This window comes from Bradyrhizobium sp. CW1 (assembly GCF_023100665.1).
Classification (GTDB): Bacteria; Pseudomonadota; Alphaproteobacteria; order Rhizobiales; family Xanthobacteraceae; genus Bradyrhizobium; species Bradyrhizobium canariense_D.
The window spans coordinates 4,266,742-4,283,218 of the sequence record NZ_CP064684.1 but is presented as its reverse complement, the minus strand read 5'-3'; the positions used below and the strand labels follow the sequence as shown (position 1 = coordinate 4,283,218).

General features: G+C 63.5%; 16 protein-coding genes. 8 read left to right on the top strand and 8 right to left on the bottom strand.

What is annotated here, in order from left to right; genetic code table 11:
- Positions 1-4 precede the first annotated feature (4 nt).
- Complete coding sequence (locus IVB54_RS21090; RefSeq protein ID WP_018454443.1) at positions 5-253, bottom strand: hypothetical protein; 249 nt, start codon at positions 251-253, stop codon at positions 5-7.
- Positions 254-372: 119 nt separating this feature from the next.
- On the opposite strand from IVB54_RS21090, the gene IVB54_RS21085 reads away from it, so the two are divergent.
- Together IVB54_RS21085 and IVB54_RS21080 are read left to right on the top strand one after the other, a co-directional pair.
- Positions 373-1,629: an FAD-dependent oxidoreductase gene (locus tag IVB54_RS21085; RefSeq protein WP_083926369.1), complete on the top strand. Its 1,257-nt coding sequence runs from the start codon at positions 373-375 to the stop codon at positions 1,627-1,629.
- 179 nt (positions 1,630-1,808) lie between these two features.
- Entirely contained in the window at positions 1,809-2,579 is a 771-nt protein-coding gene (locus IVB54_RS21080) for an outer membrane beta-barrel protein (RefSeq protein WP_204511099.1), read from the top strand.
- 108 nt (positions 2,580-2,687) lie between these two features.
- On the opposite strand, the gene IVB54_RS21075 is transcribed toward IVB54_RS21080, so the two are convergent.
- The 4 genes from IVB54_RS21075 to parE form a co-directional block, all read right to left on the bottom strand.
- A complete protein-coding gene (locus IVB54_RS21075) occupies positions 2,688-3,458 on the bottom strand; it encodes a glucose 1-dehydrogenase (protein ID WP_018454440.1) in 771 nt (256 codons plus the stop codon).
- Positions 3,459-3,478: 20 nt separating this feature from the next.
- Positions 3,479-3,664, bottom strand: coding sequence for a hypothetical protein (locus IVB54_RS21070; protein ID WP_018454439.1), 186 nt, complete (start codon positions 3,662-3,664; stop codon positions 3,479-3,481).
- A 221-nt stretch (positions 3,665-3,885) separates the two neighbouring features.
- On the bottom strand, positions 3,886-4,668 hold the full coding sequence (locus tag IVB54_RS21065; protein ID WP_018454438.1) for an outer membrane beta-barrel protein: 783 nt from the start codon (positions 4,666-4,668) through the stop codon (positions 3,886-3,888).
- A 456-nt stretch (positions 4,669-5,124) separates the two neighbouring features.
- The gene (gene parE / locus IVB54_RS21060) at positions 5,125-7,167 is read right to left on the bottom strand and encodes a DNA topoisomerase IV subunit B (RefSeq protein WP_018454437.1); all 2,043 of its coding nucleotides are present in this window, start codon (positions 7,165-7,167) and stop codon (positions 5,125-5,127) included.
- A 273-nt stretch (positions 7,168-7,440) separates the two neighbouring features.
- Here parE and IVB54_RS21055 point away from each other — a divergent pair, with 273 nt between their 5' ends.
- The 3 genes from IVB54_RS21055 to argC all read left to right on the top strand — a co-directional run bounded on the left by IVB54_RS21055 (position 7,441) and on the right by argC (position 9,843).
- Positions 7,441-7,971 (top strand): DedA family protein, encoded by a 531-nt coding sequence (locus IVB54_RS21055; protein WP_018454436.1) that lies wholly within the window; start codon positions 7,441-7,443, stop codon positions 7,969-7,971.
- Positions 7,972-8,194: 223 nt separating this feature from the next.
- Positions 8,195-8,863, top strand: a complete 669-nt coding sequence (locus tag IVB54_RS21050) for an FMN-binding negative transcriptional regulator (protein WP_085353489.1) — start codon at positions 8,195-8,197, stop codon at positions 8,861-8,863.
- A complete protein-coding gene (gene argC, locus IVB54_RS21045) occupies positions 8,860-9,843 on the top strand; it encodes an N-acetyl-gamma-glutamyl-phosphate reductase (RefSeq protein WP_018454434.1) in 984 nt (327 codons plus the stop codon). The genes IVB54_RS21050 and argC overlap by 4 nt, the downstream gene beginning before the upstream one ends.
- 65 nt (positions 9,844-9,908) lie before the next feature.
- On the opposite strand, the gene IVB54_RS21040 is transcribed toward argC, so the two are convergent.
- From IVB54_RS21040 to phaC, 3 genes are all read right to left on the bottom strand, one after another.
- The gene (locus tag IVB54_RS21040; protein WP_018454433.1) at positions 9,909-10,676 is read right to left on the bottom strand and encodes an outer membrane beta-barrel protein; all 768 of its coding nucleotides are present in this window, start codon (positions 10,674-10,676) and stop codon (positions 9,909-9,911) included.
- A gap of 182 nt (positions 10,677-10,858) precedes the next feature.
- Positions 10,859-11,257 carry an MAPEG family protein gene (locus IVB54_RS21035; RefSeq protein ID WP_018454432.1) on the bottom strand — a complete coding sequence of 133 codons (399 nt, stop codon included), beginning with the start codon at positions 11,255-11,257 and terminating at the stop codon, positions 10,859-10,861.
- Between the two features lie 65 nt (positions 11,258-11,322).
- The gene (gene phaC, locus IVB54_RS21030) at positions 11,323-13,131 is read right to left on the bottom strand and encodes a class I poly(R)-hydroxyalkanoic acid synthase (RefSeq protein WP_026232733.1); all 1,809 of its coding nucleotides are present in this window, start codon (positions 13,129-13,131) and stop codon (positions 11,323-11,325) included.
- Positions 13,132-13,385: 254 nt separating this feature from the next.
- On the opposite strand from phaC, the gene IVB54_RS21025 reads away from it, so the two are divergent.
- From IVB54_RS21025 to IVB54_RS21015, 3 genes are all read left to right on the top strand, one after another.
- Positions 13,386-13,661: a hypothetical protein gene (locus tag IVB54_RS21025; RefSeq protein ID WP_026232732.1), complete on the top strand. Its 276-nt coding sequence runs from the start codon at positions 13,386-13,388 to the stop codon at positions 13,659-13,661.
- A gap of 213 nt (positions 13,662-13,874) precedes the next feature.
- Complete coding sequence (locus tag IVB54_RS21020; protein WP_018454429.1) at positions 13,875-15,095, top strand: LL-diaminopimelate aminotransferase; 1,221 nt, start codon at positions 13,875-13,877, stop codon at positions 15,093-15,095.
- Positions 15,096-15,124: 29 nt separating this feature from the next.
- Positions 15,125-16,441 (top strand): homoserine dehydrogenase, encoded by a 1,317-nt coding sequence (locus IVB54_RS21015; RefSeq protein ID WP_018454428.1) that lies wholly within the window; start codon positions 15,125-15,127, stop codon positions 16,439-16,441.
- The last annotated feature ends 36 nt before the right edge of the window (positions 16,442-16,477 follow it).

Sequence of the window (16,477 nt, the reverse complement as noted above, 5' to 3'; positions counted from 1 at the left end):
TTAGCTATTCGCGGCGCTTCCGGATGAAGCGTTTGAGGGCCTCGATCAAGGACGGGGTCAGCGGGAAGAAAGCGCCCATCGCGATCGAGATGATGACTTGGCGCGGCAGGAGCTTGACCTGCTCCTCGTGCGGATAACCGTTCTGTTCGATGCGCACCGGCGCAAGCGGCGGCCTGCGCGGTGCGATCATGATCAAGACGAAAAGCACGTTGATCAGGATCCAGACGCCGAGCAGTATGAGGATTGTCTGCACTGCAATTTCCCGAATGAGTCGGAATTGGAGGCAAGGCTAACGGCCATTCACAACCGCAGCAAATGAATCTTGCTTGCTGCACTGCACAGAATGCTTGGCTCGTGAAGGAGGACCCGACCGTGAAACCCGATACGTTGCAGCGTCCCCAGGGCTCCCCGCTGAAGGTGCGGTGTTGCATCGTCGGCGGCGGACCGGCGGGCATGATGCTCGGCTATCTCCTCGGGCGCGCCGGCATCGATGTCGTGGTGCTGGAGAAGCATGCGGATTTCTTCCGCGACTTCCGCGGCGACACCGTGCATCCTTCGACGCTCCAGGTGATGGACGAGCTCGGCCTGATCGACGGATTCCTGAAGCTGCCGCATCAGCGCTTGCAAAAGCTGGACGGCCTGTTCGGCAGTACCCCCGTTCGCATCGCCGATCTCAGCCGCCTCCGCACCAAGTACCCCTTCATCGCCTTCATGCCGCAATGGGATTTCCTGAATTTCCTGCGCGAGGCCGGCCAGCGCTTCGCCTCGCTGCAGGTGATGATGAACACGGAGGCCGTCGATCTGATCCGCCGCGGCGAGACCATCGCCGGCGTGCGGGCGAATACGCCTGACGGTATCGTGGACATCGAAGCTGATCTCACCATCGCATGTGACGGCCGGCATTCGACCGTGCGCCAGCATTCCGGCCTCGAGGTCGAGGAGATCGGCGCGCCAATGGACGTGCTGTGGTTCCGCGTCGGACGCAAGGCGAACGAGACCGAGAACCTGTTCGCGCGCGTCGAGCCCGGCAAGATGATGATCACCTTCGACCGCGGCGACTATTGGCAGTGCGCCTATGTCATCGCCAAGGGACAATACGACGCGGTGAAGGCGAGGGGATTGCAGGCGCTGCTCGACGACGTCGTTCGCATGGCGCCGGTCCTGAAGAGCGGCATAGCCGAGGTGAAGAACTTCGACGATGTCAAGCTGCTCACCGTCGCGATCAACCGCCTGCCGCGCTGGACGCGGCCGGGCCTGCTTCTGATCGGCGACGCCGCACATGCGATGTCGCCGGTCGGCGGTGTCGGCGTCAATCTCGCCGTCCAGGATGCGGTCGCGACCGCAAACCTGCTGGCGGACGAGCTGCAGCGCGGCTGCCCGTCGGAGGACGAACTCGATGCCGTGCGCCGTCGCCGCGAATTCCCGGTGAAGATGACGCAGCGGATGCAGATGATCGTGCAGAACAACATCATCAGCGGCGCCTTGCAGGGCGGCGACCGGCCGCTGAAAGTGCCGCTGGTCCTGCGCCTCATCACCGCGCTGCCGTGGCTCCAGGGCATTCCGGCGCGCCTGCTCGCGCTTGGCGTCCGGCCCGAGCACGTGCAGTCGAAGGCTACGCCGGCACGGTAGCGCAAGGGCCCGGTAGGGATAACGCGGCGTTAAATCGCGCTCGACGCGTTGCCTGCGTGCAACAGCGCAAACGGATTGAAGGCGCGCTGCTTGCCAATCCGACGTCTTAACTGTCTTGATTCAAATTTGAGTAAGACCTGCGTGTGAGCGTGCACCCATCAAAGGACACGGGGTGTACCATGCGTAACAAGTTGATTGCCGCCTTCGCCTGCACGACCGCTCTGATTTCGACCGGCGCCGCTTCCGCCGCCGATCTCGGTGCTCGGCCCTACACAAAGGCGCCGGCCTATATGGAGTCGATGTTCAACTGGACCGGCTTCTATGTCGGCGGCCACATCGGCGGTGCATGGACCAACGAGCAGTTCATCAACAACGGGACCGGGGCACCGTTTGGCGATCTGACCCCGGGGCAGGGCTACCGTCAGCGCAACTCCGGCATCCTGGGCGGCGCCCAGATCGGCTACAATTGGCAGGCCAACAACTACGTGTTCGGTATGGAAGGCACGATCTCGGGCCTCGACAACAAGGGCTCGTTCTTGAACACCGCGTTCGGCGCGGGTGACGACGTGTTCTCCTGGCGCACCAATGTGCTTGCCACCGTCGTCGGTCGCGCGGGCTTCGCCGTGCAGAACAACCTGTTCTACATCAAGGGCGGCTATGCCGGCGTGAACAACCGTCTGTCGGTCACCGATACGGTCGGTCCGGCCACCGGTTCCGGCGGTCAGACCCATTGGGCCAACGGCTGGACCGTCGGTGCCGGCTGGGAATACGGCATCACCCGCAACTGGATCGTCGGCCTCGAGTACAACTACGCAGCCTTCGCCAGCCAGACCTATCAACTCGGCGGCACCTCCGGCAATTACAGCTTCGATGCCAAGCCGCGCGACCTGCAGTGGGCCGTCGTGCGCGCCAGCTACAAGTTCGACGCGCCGGTCATCGCCCGCTACTAAGTGGGTCAACGAACGACCAAGCAGCCATAAAAGACGATCACTGCCCAAATTCAAAAGCCCCGGCATTGTCCGGGGCTTCTTTTTTGTGTGCAGATTTATTGGTGCGGCCTACGCCATCACCGAGAACCCGCCATCGACGGGGATCGCGGTGCCGGTGACGAAGTTGGAGGCGGATGAGGCGAGGAACACGGTGATGCCGGCGAAGTCGTCGATGTCGCCCCACCGCCCCGCAGGCGTGCGTGCCAGCACCCGCTCGTGCAATCCCGATACCTGCTGCCGCGCACCGCGGGTCAGGTCGGTGTCGATCCAGCCCGGCAGGATGGCATTGACCTGGATGTTGTCGGGCGCCCACGCATTGGCGCAGGCGCGCGTGTACTGAACGATGCCGCCCTTGCTCGCCGCATAGGCCGTTGCGAAGCTCGCGCCGAAGATCGACATCATCGAGCCGATGTTGATCACCTTGCCGTTGCCGGACGCCTTCAGCGCCGGATAGGCCAGCTTCGAGCACAGGAAGGCGCTGGTGAGATTGGTGTTGATCACCGTGTTCCACTCGTCGAGCTCGAGCTCGTGCGGCGGCTTGCGGATGCTCATGCCGGCATTGTTGATGAGGATGTCGATGCGGCCGAAATCCCTGACGACGCGATCGATCATCGCGGCGATGGCCGCCTTGTCGGTGACGTCGGTGGCAACACTGATCGCCTTCACGCCGCGCTGGCTGAGATCAGCGACGGCGGCGGCGGATTTGGTTTCGTTGCGCCCGACCACGGCGATGTTGGCGCCGGCATCGGCGAGGCCACGGGCCATTCCGAGCCCGATGCCGCCATTGCCTCCCGTGACAATCGCGACCTTGCCGCGGAGATCGAACCGACTGGTTGTCATGCTGCTATTCCCTGGTTCTTCTATTGGTTGCTCTGCCAGATCAGCACCAGCCCGAAGCCGGCCAAGGCTGCGCCATAGCCGGCCCATTGCAGCTGGTTGACCATGAAGCTCGATCGCGGCCACGCGACGGTGCCCGTACCCTGTCCGATCCAGAGCAGCCCGACGGCAAGGGCAAACAGGCCTGCTATCAGCAGAAATCTGCGCATGCATTCCTCCCCGGCGGTTTGCTTCTGTCGTGACGCGACATGACGATTGCCGCGGCCCGAAAACTTGCCGGGAGACTAGCCGTAGCCGTGGTCGGGATACAATGGCCGCTGATGCAGGCCGCAGGGCGGATGCATGTCCATACGCAAGGTCCGCTGAAGCACCGTACAACGAAAAAGCCCCGGACGATGCCGGGGCTTTGACGTCTGAACTTGCGTTCGGATCAGTACTTCGCGACGACCGGACCGGTCCAGTTGAAGCGGTAAACCAGCGAAGTCGAGATCGTCTGGTTCCAGCTGTTGGCGCGAATGCTCTGACCGACCGGGAGGTTACCGGCATCGAACAGGATGTCCTGGGTCTTGGCATTGTAGAAGGCCGAACGGTACTCGGTCTTCATGAACCAGCCGGGCGACTGGATGCCGAAGATGTTCAGGTTGTTCTCAACGCCGCCGCCGATGAACCAGCCATTGCGGTTGTAGCCGTTGAGGTGAACGCCGGCCGGAGCGCCAGCCAAGGTCATGAAGTTGGTGCTGCCGAAGTGGGCGCCGGAGTAACCGCCGTTGACGTAGGAGAGAACGTTCGGAGCGACCAGCCAGCCGAGGCGCACACCAGCGGCCCAGGAGTCTTCCAGCTTCTGGTTGCCGGTGATGCCGAGCAGGGGATCTTGAATGGTAGCACGGATGCTGCCGAACTGACCGTCAGCGAACACGCCGGCGACCCAGGTGCCACTGAACTGCCAGTCGTAGCCGAGACCGACGGTGCCGAACCAGCCCGAGCCACCCTGGCGCTGATCGATCGTCAGGGGAACTGCGCCAACCGTGGTCTGGACGCGCTGGTCAGAGGCCGAGAGGCCGCCGCCGGCGCCGCCGAAGATGTAGAAGCCGGTCCAGTTGGCGACGGGAGCCGCCATCGGGGCCTTCGCGTAGGGACGGGCGCCAAGGTCAGCGGCCGAAGCCGAAGCGGTCATGGCAGCAACCGCGGTCAGTGCGAGCAAAATCTTCTTCATCTTAAAAATCCCCAAGCTTTGGTCTGTCTGGCAGGCGCGAGCGCACTGAAGTCCGTGTGATCTGATGTCCCGGACTATACCTGCTTCTCTCCGAAATGCTGTTGCAGAGCAGGCACAGTCGCCGGGAAACGCCGCACGGCAGGGATTCTGGGTGCCGTCGTGGAAATGTGAAATAAGTACGCATTATCAATGCAGTACGTCGAATTTTGCGATTTGCGTTTTGGTAGCTTCTCGTTAGCGAATCCGGCTTTGTCCGAAATGGAGGCAGTCCTGCATCAGTCATGGCTCGGTGAGTCGTTGGCCGAGTCGCGGCGCGATGAGGCCGGGAATCAACGAAATCGAGGCGGACGTTGGCGGGATTGGCGGGAAAGAGCGGTTGTCATCTCCCAAAAAACAAAAGAGCCCCGGGCATCATGCCGGGGCTCTGGATGGATACGACCGGGCAGCGCCTGCGGATCAGACGTCCAGCAGGTCGTCATTGGCGAATTCGGCCTTGTCCGAGATGAAGGCGAAGCGGGCTTCGGCCTTGGTGCCCATCAGGCGTTCCACCGAATCCGCCGTGGTGTCGCGGTCGTCGGCGAGCAGAACCACCTTCAGCATGGTCCGCTTGGCCGGATCCATGGTGGTTTCCTTGAGCTGCGCCGGCATCATTTCGCCGAGGCCTTTGAAGCGATTGACCTCGACCTTGGCGTTGGCGTTGAACTCGCTCTTGATCAGCGCTGCCTTGTGCGCGTCATCGCGGGCGTAGACCGACTTCGTGCCGTTGGTCAGCTTGTAGAGCGGCGGCACGGCGAGGAAGAGATGGCCTTCATCGATCAGCCGCGGCATCTGCCGGTAGAAGAAGGTGATCAGCAGCGACGCGATGTGGGCACCGTCGACATCGGCGTCGGTCATGATGATGATGCGCTGGTAGCGCAGATCCTCTTCGCGATACTGCGCGAGCATGCCGCAGCCGATCGCCTGCACGAGGTCGGCGAGCTGCGTGTTCGCCGTCAGCTTGTCCTTGCCGGCGGACGCGACGTTGAGGATCTTGCCGCGCAGCGGCAACACGGCCTGGGTCTTGCGGTCGCGCGCCTGCTTGGCGCTGCCGCCGGCCGAGTCACCCTCGACGATGAAGAGTTCTGAGCCTTCCAACCCTGCATCGCTGCAATCGGCGAGCTTGCCGGGGAGGCGCAGCTTCTTGCCGGCGGTCTTGCGCGCGGTCTCCTTCTCCTGGCGGCGGCGCAGCCGCTCCTCGGCGCGGTCGACCACGAAGTCGAGCAGCCTGTTGGCCTGGTTCGGATTGCCCGACAGCCAATGGTCGAACGGATCCTTCATCGCCTGTTCGACGATGCGCTGCGCTTCGGCGGTGGCGAGACGGTCCTTGGTCTGGCCCTGGAATTCAGGCTCGCGCACGAACACCGAGAGCATCACGGCTGCACCCACCATCACGTCTTCTGACGTAATGGACGACGCGCGCTTGCCCTGGCCGACGCGTTCGGCGTGGTCCTTGAGGCCGCGCAGCAGCGCGCTGCGCAGCCCGGATTCGTGCGTGCCGCCGTCGGGCGTCGGCACAGTGTTGGTGTAGGAAGACAGGAAGCCGTCGGCATCCGCGGTCCAGGCCACCGCCCATTCGCAGGCGCCATGGGCGCCGTTGCGGCCCGACTTGCCGGAGAAGATGTCGGGATGCACCAGCGTGTCGGCATGGATCGCGGCGGCCAGATAGTCCTTGAGGCCACCGGGGAAGTGGAACGTCGCTTCCGCCGGCACGTCGTCGACGCCCTTAAGCAGTTCGGGCGCGCAATTCCAGCGGATCTCGACGCCGCCGAACAGATACGCCTTCGAACGCGTCATCTTGAACAGGCGCTGCGGCTTGAACGCGGCCTTGGCACCGAAGATGTCGGTGTCCGGCTTGAAGCGCACGCGGGTTCCGCGGCGGTTGTTGATCTTGCCGAGATCCTCGAGCTTGCCCTTCGGGTGGCCGCGCTCGAACGTCATGCGATAGAGTTTCTGGCTGCGCGCGACCTCGACCTCGAGCAGCGAGGAGAGGGCGTTCACCACGGAGATGCCGACGCCGTGCAGGCCGCCCGAGGTCTCGTAGACCTTGGAGTCGAACTTGCCGCCCGAGTGCAGCGTGCACATGATGACTTCGAGCGCCGACTTCTTCGGGAATTTTGGATGCGGATCGACCGGGATGCCGCGGCCGTTGTCCGTGACGGTCAAAAAGCCGTCCGCGCTCAATTCGACTCCGATGAAGGTCGCATGCCCCGCGAGCGCCTCGTCCATCGAGTTGTCGATGACTTCGGCGAAGAGGTGATGCAGCGCCTTCTCGTCGGTGCCGCCGATATACATGCCGGGCCGGCGGCGCACCGGTTCCAGACCTTCGAGGACCTCGATGTCGGCTGCGGTGTAGTCGGCCTCGGCACCGCCCGCGCGCGGGGCGGCCTTGGCGGCGCGGGGCTTGGGCTCATCGCCGCCGAAAAAATCGTCTTTTGCTTTGGGCTTCAACTGCTTGGACATATATCTTTATGCGTTTTGAGGGCCGCATGAGCGGCGAATCGGTTGGGCCGACTATGCCACTTCTGACTTGGAAAGGTTATCGCGGGGCGGGCCGGGCGGTGTGGTTGGGAGCCAATCCCGGCGATTTTACGCCGCATCCCCATCAATTCCCGGCAATGTGACGGTCCGGTCCGGCTGGACCTGGCTTTGTGACTTGATGTCACACAAGTCATTGGCTTACCAGTCCTTTTCATCGAGCAGCACCTTCGGGCAGGACGGAAAGGCTATTTTTGAATGGAGCAGTTTGCGCACGGGCTCGCCGATTTCGTGCGCGCTCACCAGACGTGGGCAGCTCCCATCGTGTTCGTGCTCGCCTTCGGGGAGTCGCTCGCCTTCATCTCGCTGCTGATCCCGGCCTGGGGCGCGTTGGTCGCTATCGGCGCGCTGATCGGCGCGAGTGGCATCAGCTTCTATCCGGTCTGGATCGCCGGTGGCATCGGGGCGGCGCTGGGCGACTGGGTCTCTTACTGGTTCGGCTATCGCTACAAGGAGCAGGTCGCGCAGATGTGGCCGCTCTCGCGTTATCCGGAACTCCTGCCCAGAGGCGAGGCCTTCGTGCGCAGCTGGGGCGTGCCGAGCATCTTCATCGGCCGCTTCTTCGGCCCCTTGCGTGCCTCCGTGCCGCTTGCAGCCGGCATTTTCGAGATGCCCTATTGGAGCTTCCAGGCCGCCAATTTCGTCTCGGCACTGATCTGGTCGGCGGCGCTGCTGCTGTTCGGAGATGTGATCGCCAAGATCATGGAATGGATCTGGGGCGTGGTGTGACGTCGGAACCTTGACGGCGACCGCAACTGGCCTTATAGCACCGCGCCATGATCAACGCCGCGACCATCCTGTTCGCCCGTCGCCGCCGCCGCTCTTTAGCGGTTTGGGCGGTCGATCGCGTTTGAGATCATCGTCTTTGCCGCTGGATCCGATCCGCGGCATTCTCTCTCCTGTCAGTGCGATCTGATCCGGCGGCCACCAAGGAGGCCAGCAGGAGACTACGATGTATACGCCACCCTTTTTCAAGCAGGACCGCGCCGCGAGCCTGAAATTCGCCGACACGCGCGGCTTCGGCACCATGTGCGCCTTCGACGGCCACAAGCCGATCGCCTCGCCGCTGCCGTTCTATTTGACCTATGCCGCGGACGGCACGCCGCAGGCCGCGTTTCATGTCGCCCGTCACAATCCGCTGCTAAAGCTTGCGGACGGGACGACCTCCTGGCTCCTCGCGGTCAACGGCCCCGATGCCTACGTGTCGCCGGACTGGTACGTCTCGCCGGATCAGGTGCCGACCTGGCTGTACCAGTCGGTCCATCTGACCGGGCCGGTGCGGTTGTTGTCGGATGGTGAACTGGCCGTGCAAATCGATACGCTCAGCAACAAGTTCGAGAACTGGCTGTTGCCGAAGAAGCCGTGGACGTCGGGCAAGATGACGGCCGGGCGGCTCGAGGCGATGAAGAAGGCGATCGTGGGTCTGGTCATGACGGTTGAGGAGGTCGAAGCCAGCTTCAAGCTCAACCAGCACAAGTCCGACGCCGATTATATGGCGATCGCCAATGCGCTTGGCGCGCAAGCCCATGCCGACGCCAGGGAGATCGCGCAACTGATGCAGGACGTAAGGCCGGAGGCCTTCGCATCCGAAACCAACATGCTCGAAAGGAGCGCGCCATGAGCCTCACTGAAACGACGAAAGCACCGACCACTGGCGCTGCGACAAAGCCGGCCACCGTCTTCGTCGACGGCGGCTCCGGCACCACCGGGCTTGGCATCAACGAGCGGCTGAAGCTGCAGAGCGACGTGGTCGTGAAGACGATTGCCGACGACAAGCGCAAGGATCCCGCGGCCAAGAAGGCGCTGATGGAGAAGGTTGATCTGGTCATCCTCTGTCTGCCCGACGATGCTGCCAGGGAAACGGTTGCGCTCATCGACAGCATGGGGCCGTCGGGCCCGAAGGTGCTGGATGCCTCGACCGCGTACCGGGTCGCGCCCGACTGGGCCTATGGCTTTCCGGAACTGACGCCGGATCAGGCTGGCAAGATCAAGGCTGCGAAGAAGGTGTCCAATCCCGGCTGCTATCCGACCGGCGCGATCGCGCTGCTGCGACCGATCGTCGATGCCGGCCTGCTGCCGCGCGACTATCCCGTCACCATCAATGCGGTGAGCGGCTATTCCGGCGGCGGCAAGTCGATGATCGCGAGTTTCGAGGACGGCAGCGCGCCGTCCTTCGAACTCTACGGCCTCGGCTTCGAGCACAAGCATCTGCCGGAGATGCAGCTCTATTCGAACCTGACGCGGCGGCCGATCTTCATCCCGTCGGTCGGCAACTACCGGCAGGGCATGCTGGTGTCGGTGCCGCTCCAGCTCGACACGCTGCCCGGCAAGCCCAGCGGCGCCGATCTCCAGGCCGCGCTGGCAAAGCGTTACGCCGGCTCGAAATACGTCTCGGTGATGCCGCTGCAGAACGAGACGACCAAGGGTGGCAAGCTCGAGCCGGAAGGGCTCAACGAGACCAACACGCTCGAACTCTACGTCTTCGCCAGCGACAAGTACCATCAGGCGGTGCTGGTCGCGCGGCTCGACAATCTCGGCAAGGGCGCGTCCGGCGCGGCCGTGCAGAACATGCGACTGATGCTGGGATTGCCGGAGGCGTAGGAGCAACATTCGCTGCTCGTCATGACCGGGCTGGTCCCGGGCATGACGGCCGCGAGGGGCGCTTCTCAGTACTTCGCGATGATCGGGCCGCCGAACCTGTAGTTGATGCGGGCCGTGATCAAGTCGACGTCCTGGCCAATGCGGTCGGTACGTGAGAACGTGCCGACGGGTGCCAGCACGCCGTTTGCCGTGAGGGTAACGTCGCGCCGGCCCATGAACAGATGGTCGTATTCGAGGCCGACCGACCAGTTCGGCGCAAAGCCGTATTCGATGCCGACGCCGACCGTGCCGCCCCAGCGGGTGTCGTCGGCACCGTCGAACTCGGCTCCGGCCAGACCGCCGGTTCCGATGCCGCGGTAGCGATTGCGGGTGACGGCGGCGCCGCCCTTTGCGTAAAGCAGTGCGCTGTTCCAGGCGTAGCCGATCTGGCCGGTGAACAGGCCGAAAGCATCGACACGGGTGCGGTTCGCGACGCCGAGCACGGTGCTGGCGTTCCGGCCGGAGAGGTCCGCCCAGTCGCCCTGCGCTTCGAGGCCGAATACGAAGGCGCTGCTCTGCCAGCGATAACCGATCTGGCCGCCGGCGACGGCGCCCGTCGCGTCATGGCAGCCTTCCGCAACGCCGGCCGCGAAACCAACCGTCTGGTCCCAGCAATTGCGTGACGAGCCATATCCGCCGTTGGCGCCGATGTAGAAGCCGCTCCAATCATAGATCGCGGCGATCATCGGCGGCGCCTTGGTGTAGGGACGGGCGGCGAGATCTGCGGCGTTAGCCTGGGTCGCGACGGCAACGAGCGACAACGCGCCGACGGCGGATGCAATCTTCCAATTCATGTCTGCCCCGAATCAATCAATTGCGATGGGCAAATATACCTCTGGATGTGCGATCCATCGTGTCAGCCCAAGAGTGCATTGCTGCTTTTTTCCGCACTGTCGTCGTTCGGCAACACCGGCAGCCGCGATAGGCCTTCGAGATTTCACCCGTTCGTTGCAGGCGCCAACCCAACCGGGGCCGATCAGAGCACCTTGAAGATCGCGAGCGCCAGCACGGCTTGGGCGAGAAAACCGACGGTGAAGGCGAGGGTGCGGAAGACGGGAATACCCATCGCATAGACGATCAGATGCGCAACGCGCGACCAGAAATAGACGGCGCAGGCAAGCACCGTCCACTTCGAGGAGTAGTCGATCGCATTCAGGATCAGCACCAGCGGCGCGAACAGCACGAGGTTCTCGACGGCGTTGTCATGCGCGAACATCAGGCGGTTCGCCCATTCCGACTGCGGCTTGTCGGTGCGCGAGGGATTGGCCATCGCACCACCAAGCCCGCGAATCTGGCAGCGGTTGATGGTGTAGGGAATCCAGAGGATTCCAGTCAGGACCACCGTCAGTGTCAGCCAGAACAATTCACGCGTCATAACCCGGTCCCCTCATCAATTTCTGCTGCAGGCATGGAGCTTATACGAAAGCGCGAAAGATTCTGCTATGCGCGAACCCTGACATAGCTGCCGGGTGCGTCCTCGATCGGGGGAAACGCCTCGCTGCCGACCGTGCGGGCCGGGACTTCCTCGGGATCGAGTGCGCCCAGCCATTGCCGCCAGTCCGGCCACCAGGAGCCCTTGTGCTCGACCGCGCCCTTCATCCACTCGGCGACGTTGGCGGACTTCACGTTGTCGTTGGTCCAGTACTGGTATTTGTTCGAGGCGGGCGGATTGACCACGCCGGCGATGTGGCCCGAGCCGGACAGCACGTATTTCACCGGGCCGCCGAAGAACTGGGAGCCGTACAGCACCGATTCAGCCGGCGCGATATGGTCCTCGCGGGTTGCGAGATTGTAGATCGGCACCATGACCTTGGAGAGATCGAGCAAGGTGTTGTCCAGCACCAACGTGCCGGTCGAGAGCCGGTTCTCAAGGTAGCAATTGCGCAGGTAGTACGAATGGTTCGACGCGGTCATGCGGGTCGCGTCCGAATTCCAGTGCAGCAGGTCGAACGCGCTCGGCTGCTGGCCTTTGAGGTAATTGCTGACGACATAGGACCAGATCAAATCGTTGGAGCGCAGCATGTTGAAGGCCATCGCCATCTTCGAGCCTTCGAGCACGCCCGCCGCCTTCATGTCCTGCTCGAGGGATGCGATCTGCTCCTCGTCGACGAACACGAGCAAATCACCGGCATGGGTGAAGTCGACCTGTGCCGCGAAGAACGTCGCGGACGCCACGCGCTGGCGGCGCTTCTCGGCGAGCCAGGCCAGCGTGGTCGCGAGCATGGTGCCGCCGACGCAATAGCCGGCGGTGTGCACCTTCATCTCGCCGGTGACCTTCTCGATCACGTCCATCGCCGTGAGCGGGCCTTCCTTCATGTAGTCTTCCCAGCTCTTGGCTCCGAGGCGTTTGTCGGGATTGACCCATGAGATCACGAACACGGTGATGCCCTGATCGACGCACCATTTGATGTAGGATTTCTCCGGCTTGAGATCGAGGATGTAGAATTTGTTGATCCAGGGCGGGATGATCAGGAGCGGCGTGCGCAGCACCTTCTCCGTCGCCGGCGCATACTGGATCAGCTGCATCATCTCGTTCTGGTAGATCACCTTGCCCGGCGTCGTCGCCATGTTCACGCCGACGACGAGATTGTCCGGATCGGACTGACGGATCTTCAGCGTGCCCTTGCCGGCGGCGATGTCCTCGGCCAGCATCTTCAGGCCGCGCGCGAGATTTTCGCCGCTGCTGGCCACCGTCGCGCGCAGCACTTCCGGATTGGTCAGCACGAAGTTGGAGGGCGATATCGCGTTGGTGACTTGCTGGACGTAGAACTCGGCCTTGCGGCGGGTCTGCGGATCGAGGCCCTCGGCTTCGCGCACAAGCTCCTGCGCAAATTTGGTCGTGAGCAGATAGAGCTGCATCATGAAATCGAAGAACTGGTTCGACTTCCATTCCGGATCGGCAAAGCGCTTGTCGCGCGGCGAGGGTGCGATCGCGGGCGGTGCGTCCTGACCGGCCATGCGGCGCGCCGCCGAGCCCCAGAGGTCAAGATAGTCCTTGGCGAGCTTGGTCTGGAGTGCGGAGGCCCGCGACGTATCCGACAGCCAGTATTCGGCGACGGCGGTGAAGGTCTTGATGACCTCGGTAAGCTCCGCCGGCGGACGATCCTGCACCTCGCCGCTCTCGCGCGGCTTCAGGTACGCGGCAAGCGCCTTGCCGCCGCTTTCCATCGCCCGCGCGACATTCATCGCGAAGGCTTCCGCATCGAACTTCGTCTCGGGTTTGGGCGTATCGGTGGTGGCCATACTCATGAGGAGAACAGTAACGATTCATTCCGTATTCGTCACCGCGAAGCTCGCATGTTTGGCGTTAAACACTCTCGAAGATGTGTTGCAGTGCGACAAAATTTTCTTGGTTCCGTCACAATCGAGCCGCACCGCTCGGCTTGATGGACTGGGGCTATTTTCTCGCTCGCACCATTTGGGCAGCAATGGTTTGAGCTTGGGCGCGGACTTGGGTAAGGTTGCCCGGGGCCGTGCTTTGGGACGAAGTGGGGATTTCCCTAGTGTTGGCGTTGTGGGACCTGCAAAAGTCGCGGCGGATCTGTGGCGCGCTGCTGATGGCGACGCTCGCCCTGGGCGGCTGCTCGAGCCAGCTCGCGGATATGACGCCTTCCGATGCTCAAGCGCATCCCAGAGAGGCCGGTAGCTATCTGCCGGTGCACGATCTGCCGCCGGATCGCGATCAGGCCGTCATGCCGCCGGACCAACGCGCCAAGATCGAGGCCGAACTTGCTGCCGCGCGCGACCGTCAGGCGGTTGCCACCAAGGACGCGAAATAGGGCGCCGCAAGGTAATCGCTGGCGCCTCCGCCTCGCCGTGCTAAAAGACCTTAGTTCAGCCGAGAGTCAGGGCGAACGACTTCAGTCAACGTCGTCGATGATTGCTCTAAGTATTTGATCTTGAGTAATTTTCGCGAGAGATGCGGGCGCCTTCCGCCTGGTCTTTATGGCCTGTCGATTCTGTCCTGACCGGTTGCCGGAGCCGAGAGAGCCATGGAAGAATTTTACCGCATCCGCCGCCTTCCGCCTTACGTGTTCGAACAGGTCAACCGGGCCAAGGCAGCCGCGCGGAACGCCGGCGCCGACATCATCGACCTCGGCATGGGCAATCCGGACCTGCCGGCGCCTGCGCACGTGCTGGAGAAGCTGAAGGAGACGCTGGGCAAGCCGCGCACCGACCGCTACTCGGCCTCCCGCGGCATCCCCGGGCTGCGCCGGGCCCAGGCCGGCTACTACGCCCGCCGCTTCGGCGTGAAGCTCAATCCCGACACCCAGGTGGTGGCGACGCTTGGCTCCAAGGAGGGCTTTGCCAACGTGGCGCAGGCGATCACCGCGCCCGGCGACGTCATCCTTTGTCCCAATCCGAGCTACCCGATTCACGCCTTCGGCTTCTTGATGGCGGGCGGCGTGATCCGTTCGGTGCCCTCGGAGCCGACGCCGCAATTCTTCGAGGCTGTCGAGCGGGCGATCGTGCATTCGATCCCGAAGCCGCTGGCGCTCGTGGTCTGCTATCCTTCGAACCCGACCGCCTATGTCGCGAGCCTCGACTTCTACAAGGACCTGGTCGCGTTCGCGAAGAAGCACGAGATCCTGATCCTGTCGGATCTCGCTTATGCCGAGGTTTATTTCGACGAAAGCAACCCGCCGCCCTCGGTGCTCCAGGTGCCGGGCGCGATGGACGTTGCCGTCGAGTTCACCTCGATGTCGAAGACCTATTCGATGGCTGGCTGGCGCATGGGCTTCGCGGTCGGCAACGAGCGCGTGATTGCGGCACTCGGCCGCGTCAAATCATATCTCGACTACGGTGCGTTCACGCCGATCCAGGTCGCAGCGACCGCCGCACTGAACGGACCGGACGATTGCATCAAGGAGATGCGCGACACCTACCGCAAGCGGCGCGACGCGCTGGTGGAATCGTTCGGCCGTGCCGGCTGGGAGATCCCGCCGCCGGAAGCATCGATGTTCGCCTGGGTGCCGCTGCCGGAAGCCTTCCGCAGCGTCGGCAGCATGCAGTTCGCGACCCTGATGGTGGAGAAATCCGGTGTCGCGGTCTCGCCCGGCGTCGGCTTCGGCGAGCATGGCGAAGGATATGTCCGCATCGCCATGGTGGAAAACGAGCAACGGATCAGGCAGGCCGCGCGTGGCGTGCGCCGCTTCCTTGAAAGCGGCATCGAAACGTTGCACAACGTCGTTCCGCTCGCCACTCGGCGTTAAGTTCTCTTCCGCAGGTTTTCCAAGGCATCATGGTTGCACCCCTGAAAGTGGGCATAGCGGGGCTCGGCACCGTGGGCGCCGAAGTTGTCCGTCTGATCGAAACGCAGGCGCGGGTGCTTGCCGGCCGCAGCGGCCGTGGCATCCGTGTCGTCGCCGTCACCGCACGCTCGAAGGCGAAGAAGCGCGGCGTCGATCTGCGCGGCATCGAATGGGTCAAGGATCCGCTTGCCCTCGCCACGCATCCGGGCATCGACTGCTTCGTCGAGCTGATGGGCGGCGCGGGCGATCCCGCGCTGGCGGCGGTCGAGGCCGCGCTCGCCGCCGGCAAGTCCGTCGTCACCGCCAACAAGGCGTTGCTGGCAAAGCACGGCCTCAAGCTGGCAAAGGCCGCCGAAAAGCACGGCGGCGCGCTGAATTTCGAAGCAGCCGTCGGCGCTGCGATCCCTGTCATCAAGACGTTACGCGAAGGTCTTGCCGGAACCGGCATCAACCGGGTCTACGGCATCCTCAACGGCACCTGCAATTACATCCTGACCCGGATGGAGCAGGAGGGCCTGTCCTTCGCCGAATGCCTGAAGGACGCGCAACGGCTCGGCTATGCCGAGGCCGATCCGTCATTCGACGTCGACGGCCACGATACCGCGCAAAAGCTCGCCATTCTCGCCAGCCTCGCTTTCGGCACGAAAGTTGCTCAAAGCGCGGTGTATGTCGAAGGTATCTCCTCCATCGCGCCGGAAGATCTCCGTGCCGCTGACGATCTCGGTTACCGGCTCAAGCTGCTCGGCGTCGCGGTTCGCACCGCCACGGGCATCGAGCAGCGCGTGCATCCGACCATGGTTCCGAAATCCTCCTCGATAGCGCAGGTGATGGGTGTCACCAACGCGGTCACGATCGATGGCGAGGGCATCCCGCCGATCACGCTGGTCGGCCCCGGTGCCGGCGGCGCCGCGACCGCATCCGCCGTCGTCGCCGACATCGCCGACGTTGCGCGCGGCATTCGCGCCAATCCGTTCGGCCGGCCGATTTCGCAGCTGCGCGACACCAAGAAGGCGCCGATGGAGCGCCACGAGGGCGGCTACTACATCCGCCTTCTGGCACGCGATTTCCCGGGCACCGCGGCTGCGATCGCGACCCGGCTCGCCGAGCAGAAGATTTCAATCGAGTCGATCGTGCAGCGCCATCCCAATGGCGGCCCTGCGCCGGCAGACGGCAAGGCGGTCCCGGTGCCTGTCATTCTCATCACCTATGCCACGCATGAGGACGCCGTGCGCCGTGCGCTCGCGGCCGTGCAGAAGGACAAGGTGATCAGCGGACGGCCACAGGTTATCAGGATCGAGAAGAACTGACACGGTTCGAACGAACTGTGGGTGTTACGAGTTGAT

Bases quoted from the DNA above. Each gene is read 5' to 3' on its own strand.
- argC (WP_018454434.1), top strand. From the start codon at position 8,860: ATGAGCCTCACTGAAACGACGAAAGCACCGACCACTGGCGCTGCGACA.
- IVB54_RS21040 (WP_018454433.1), bottom strand. From the start codon at position 10,676: ATGAATTGGAAGATTGCATCCGCCGTCGGCGCGTTGTCGCTCGTTGCC.
- IVB54_RS21075 (WP_018454440.1), bottom strand. From the start codon at position 3,458: ATGACAACCAGTCGGTTCGATCTCCGCGGCAAGGTCGCGATTGTCACG.
- IVB54_RS21065 (WP_018454438.1), bottom strand. From the start codon at position 4,668: ATGAAGAAGATTTTGCTCGCACTGACCGCGGTTGCTGCCATGACCGCT.
- IVB54_RS21050 (WP_085353489.1), top strand. From the start codon at position 8,195: ATGTATACGCCACCCTTTTTCAAGCAGGACCGCGCCGCGAGCCTGAAA.
- phaC (WP_026232733.1), bottom strand. From the start codon at position 13,131: ATGAGTATGGCCACCACCGATACGCCCAAACCCGAGACGAAGTTCGAT.
- IVB54_RS21020 (WP_018454429.1), top strand. From the start codon at position 13,875: ATGGAAGAATTTTACCGCATCCGCCGCCTTCCGCCTTACGTGTTCGAA.
- parE (WP_018454437.1), bottom strand. From the start codon at position 7,167: ATGTCCAAGCAGTTGAAGCCCAAAGCAAAAGACGATTTTTTCGGCGGC.
- IVB54_RS21035 (WP_018454432.1), bottom strand. From the start codon at position 11,257: ATGACGCGTGAATTGTTCTGGCTGACACTGACGGTGGTCCTGACTGGA.
- IVB54_RS21070 (WP_018454439.1), bottom strand. From the start codon at position 3,664: ATGCGCAGATTTCTGCTGATAGCAGGCCTGTTTGCCCTTGCCGTCGGG.
- IVB54_RS21080 (WP_204511099.1), top strand. From the start codon at position 1,809: ATGCGTAACAAGTTGATTGCCGCCTTCGCCTGCACGACCGCTCTGATT.
- IVB54_RS21015 (WP_018454428.1), top strand. From the start codon at position 15,125: ATGGTTGCACCCCTGAAAGTGGGCATAGCGGGGCTCGGCACCGTGGGC.
- IVB54_RS21055 (WP_018454436.1), top strand. From the start codon at position 7,441: ATGGAGCAGTTTGCGCACGGGCTCGCCGATTTCGTGCGCGCTCACCAG.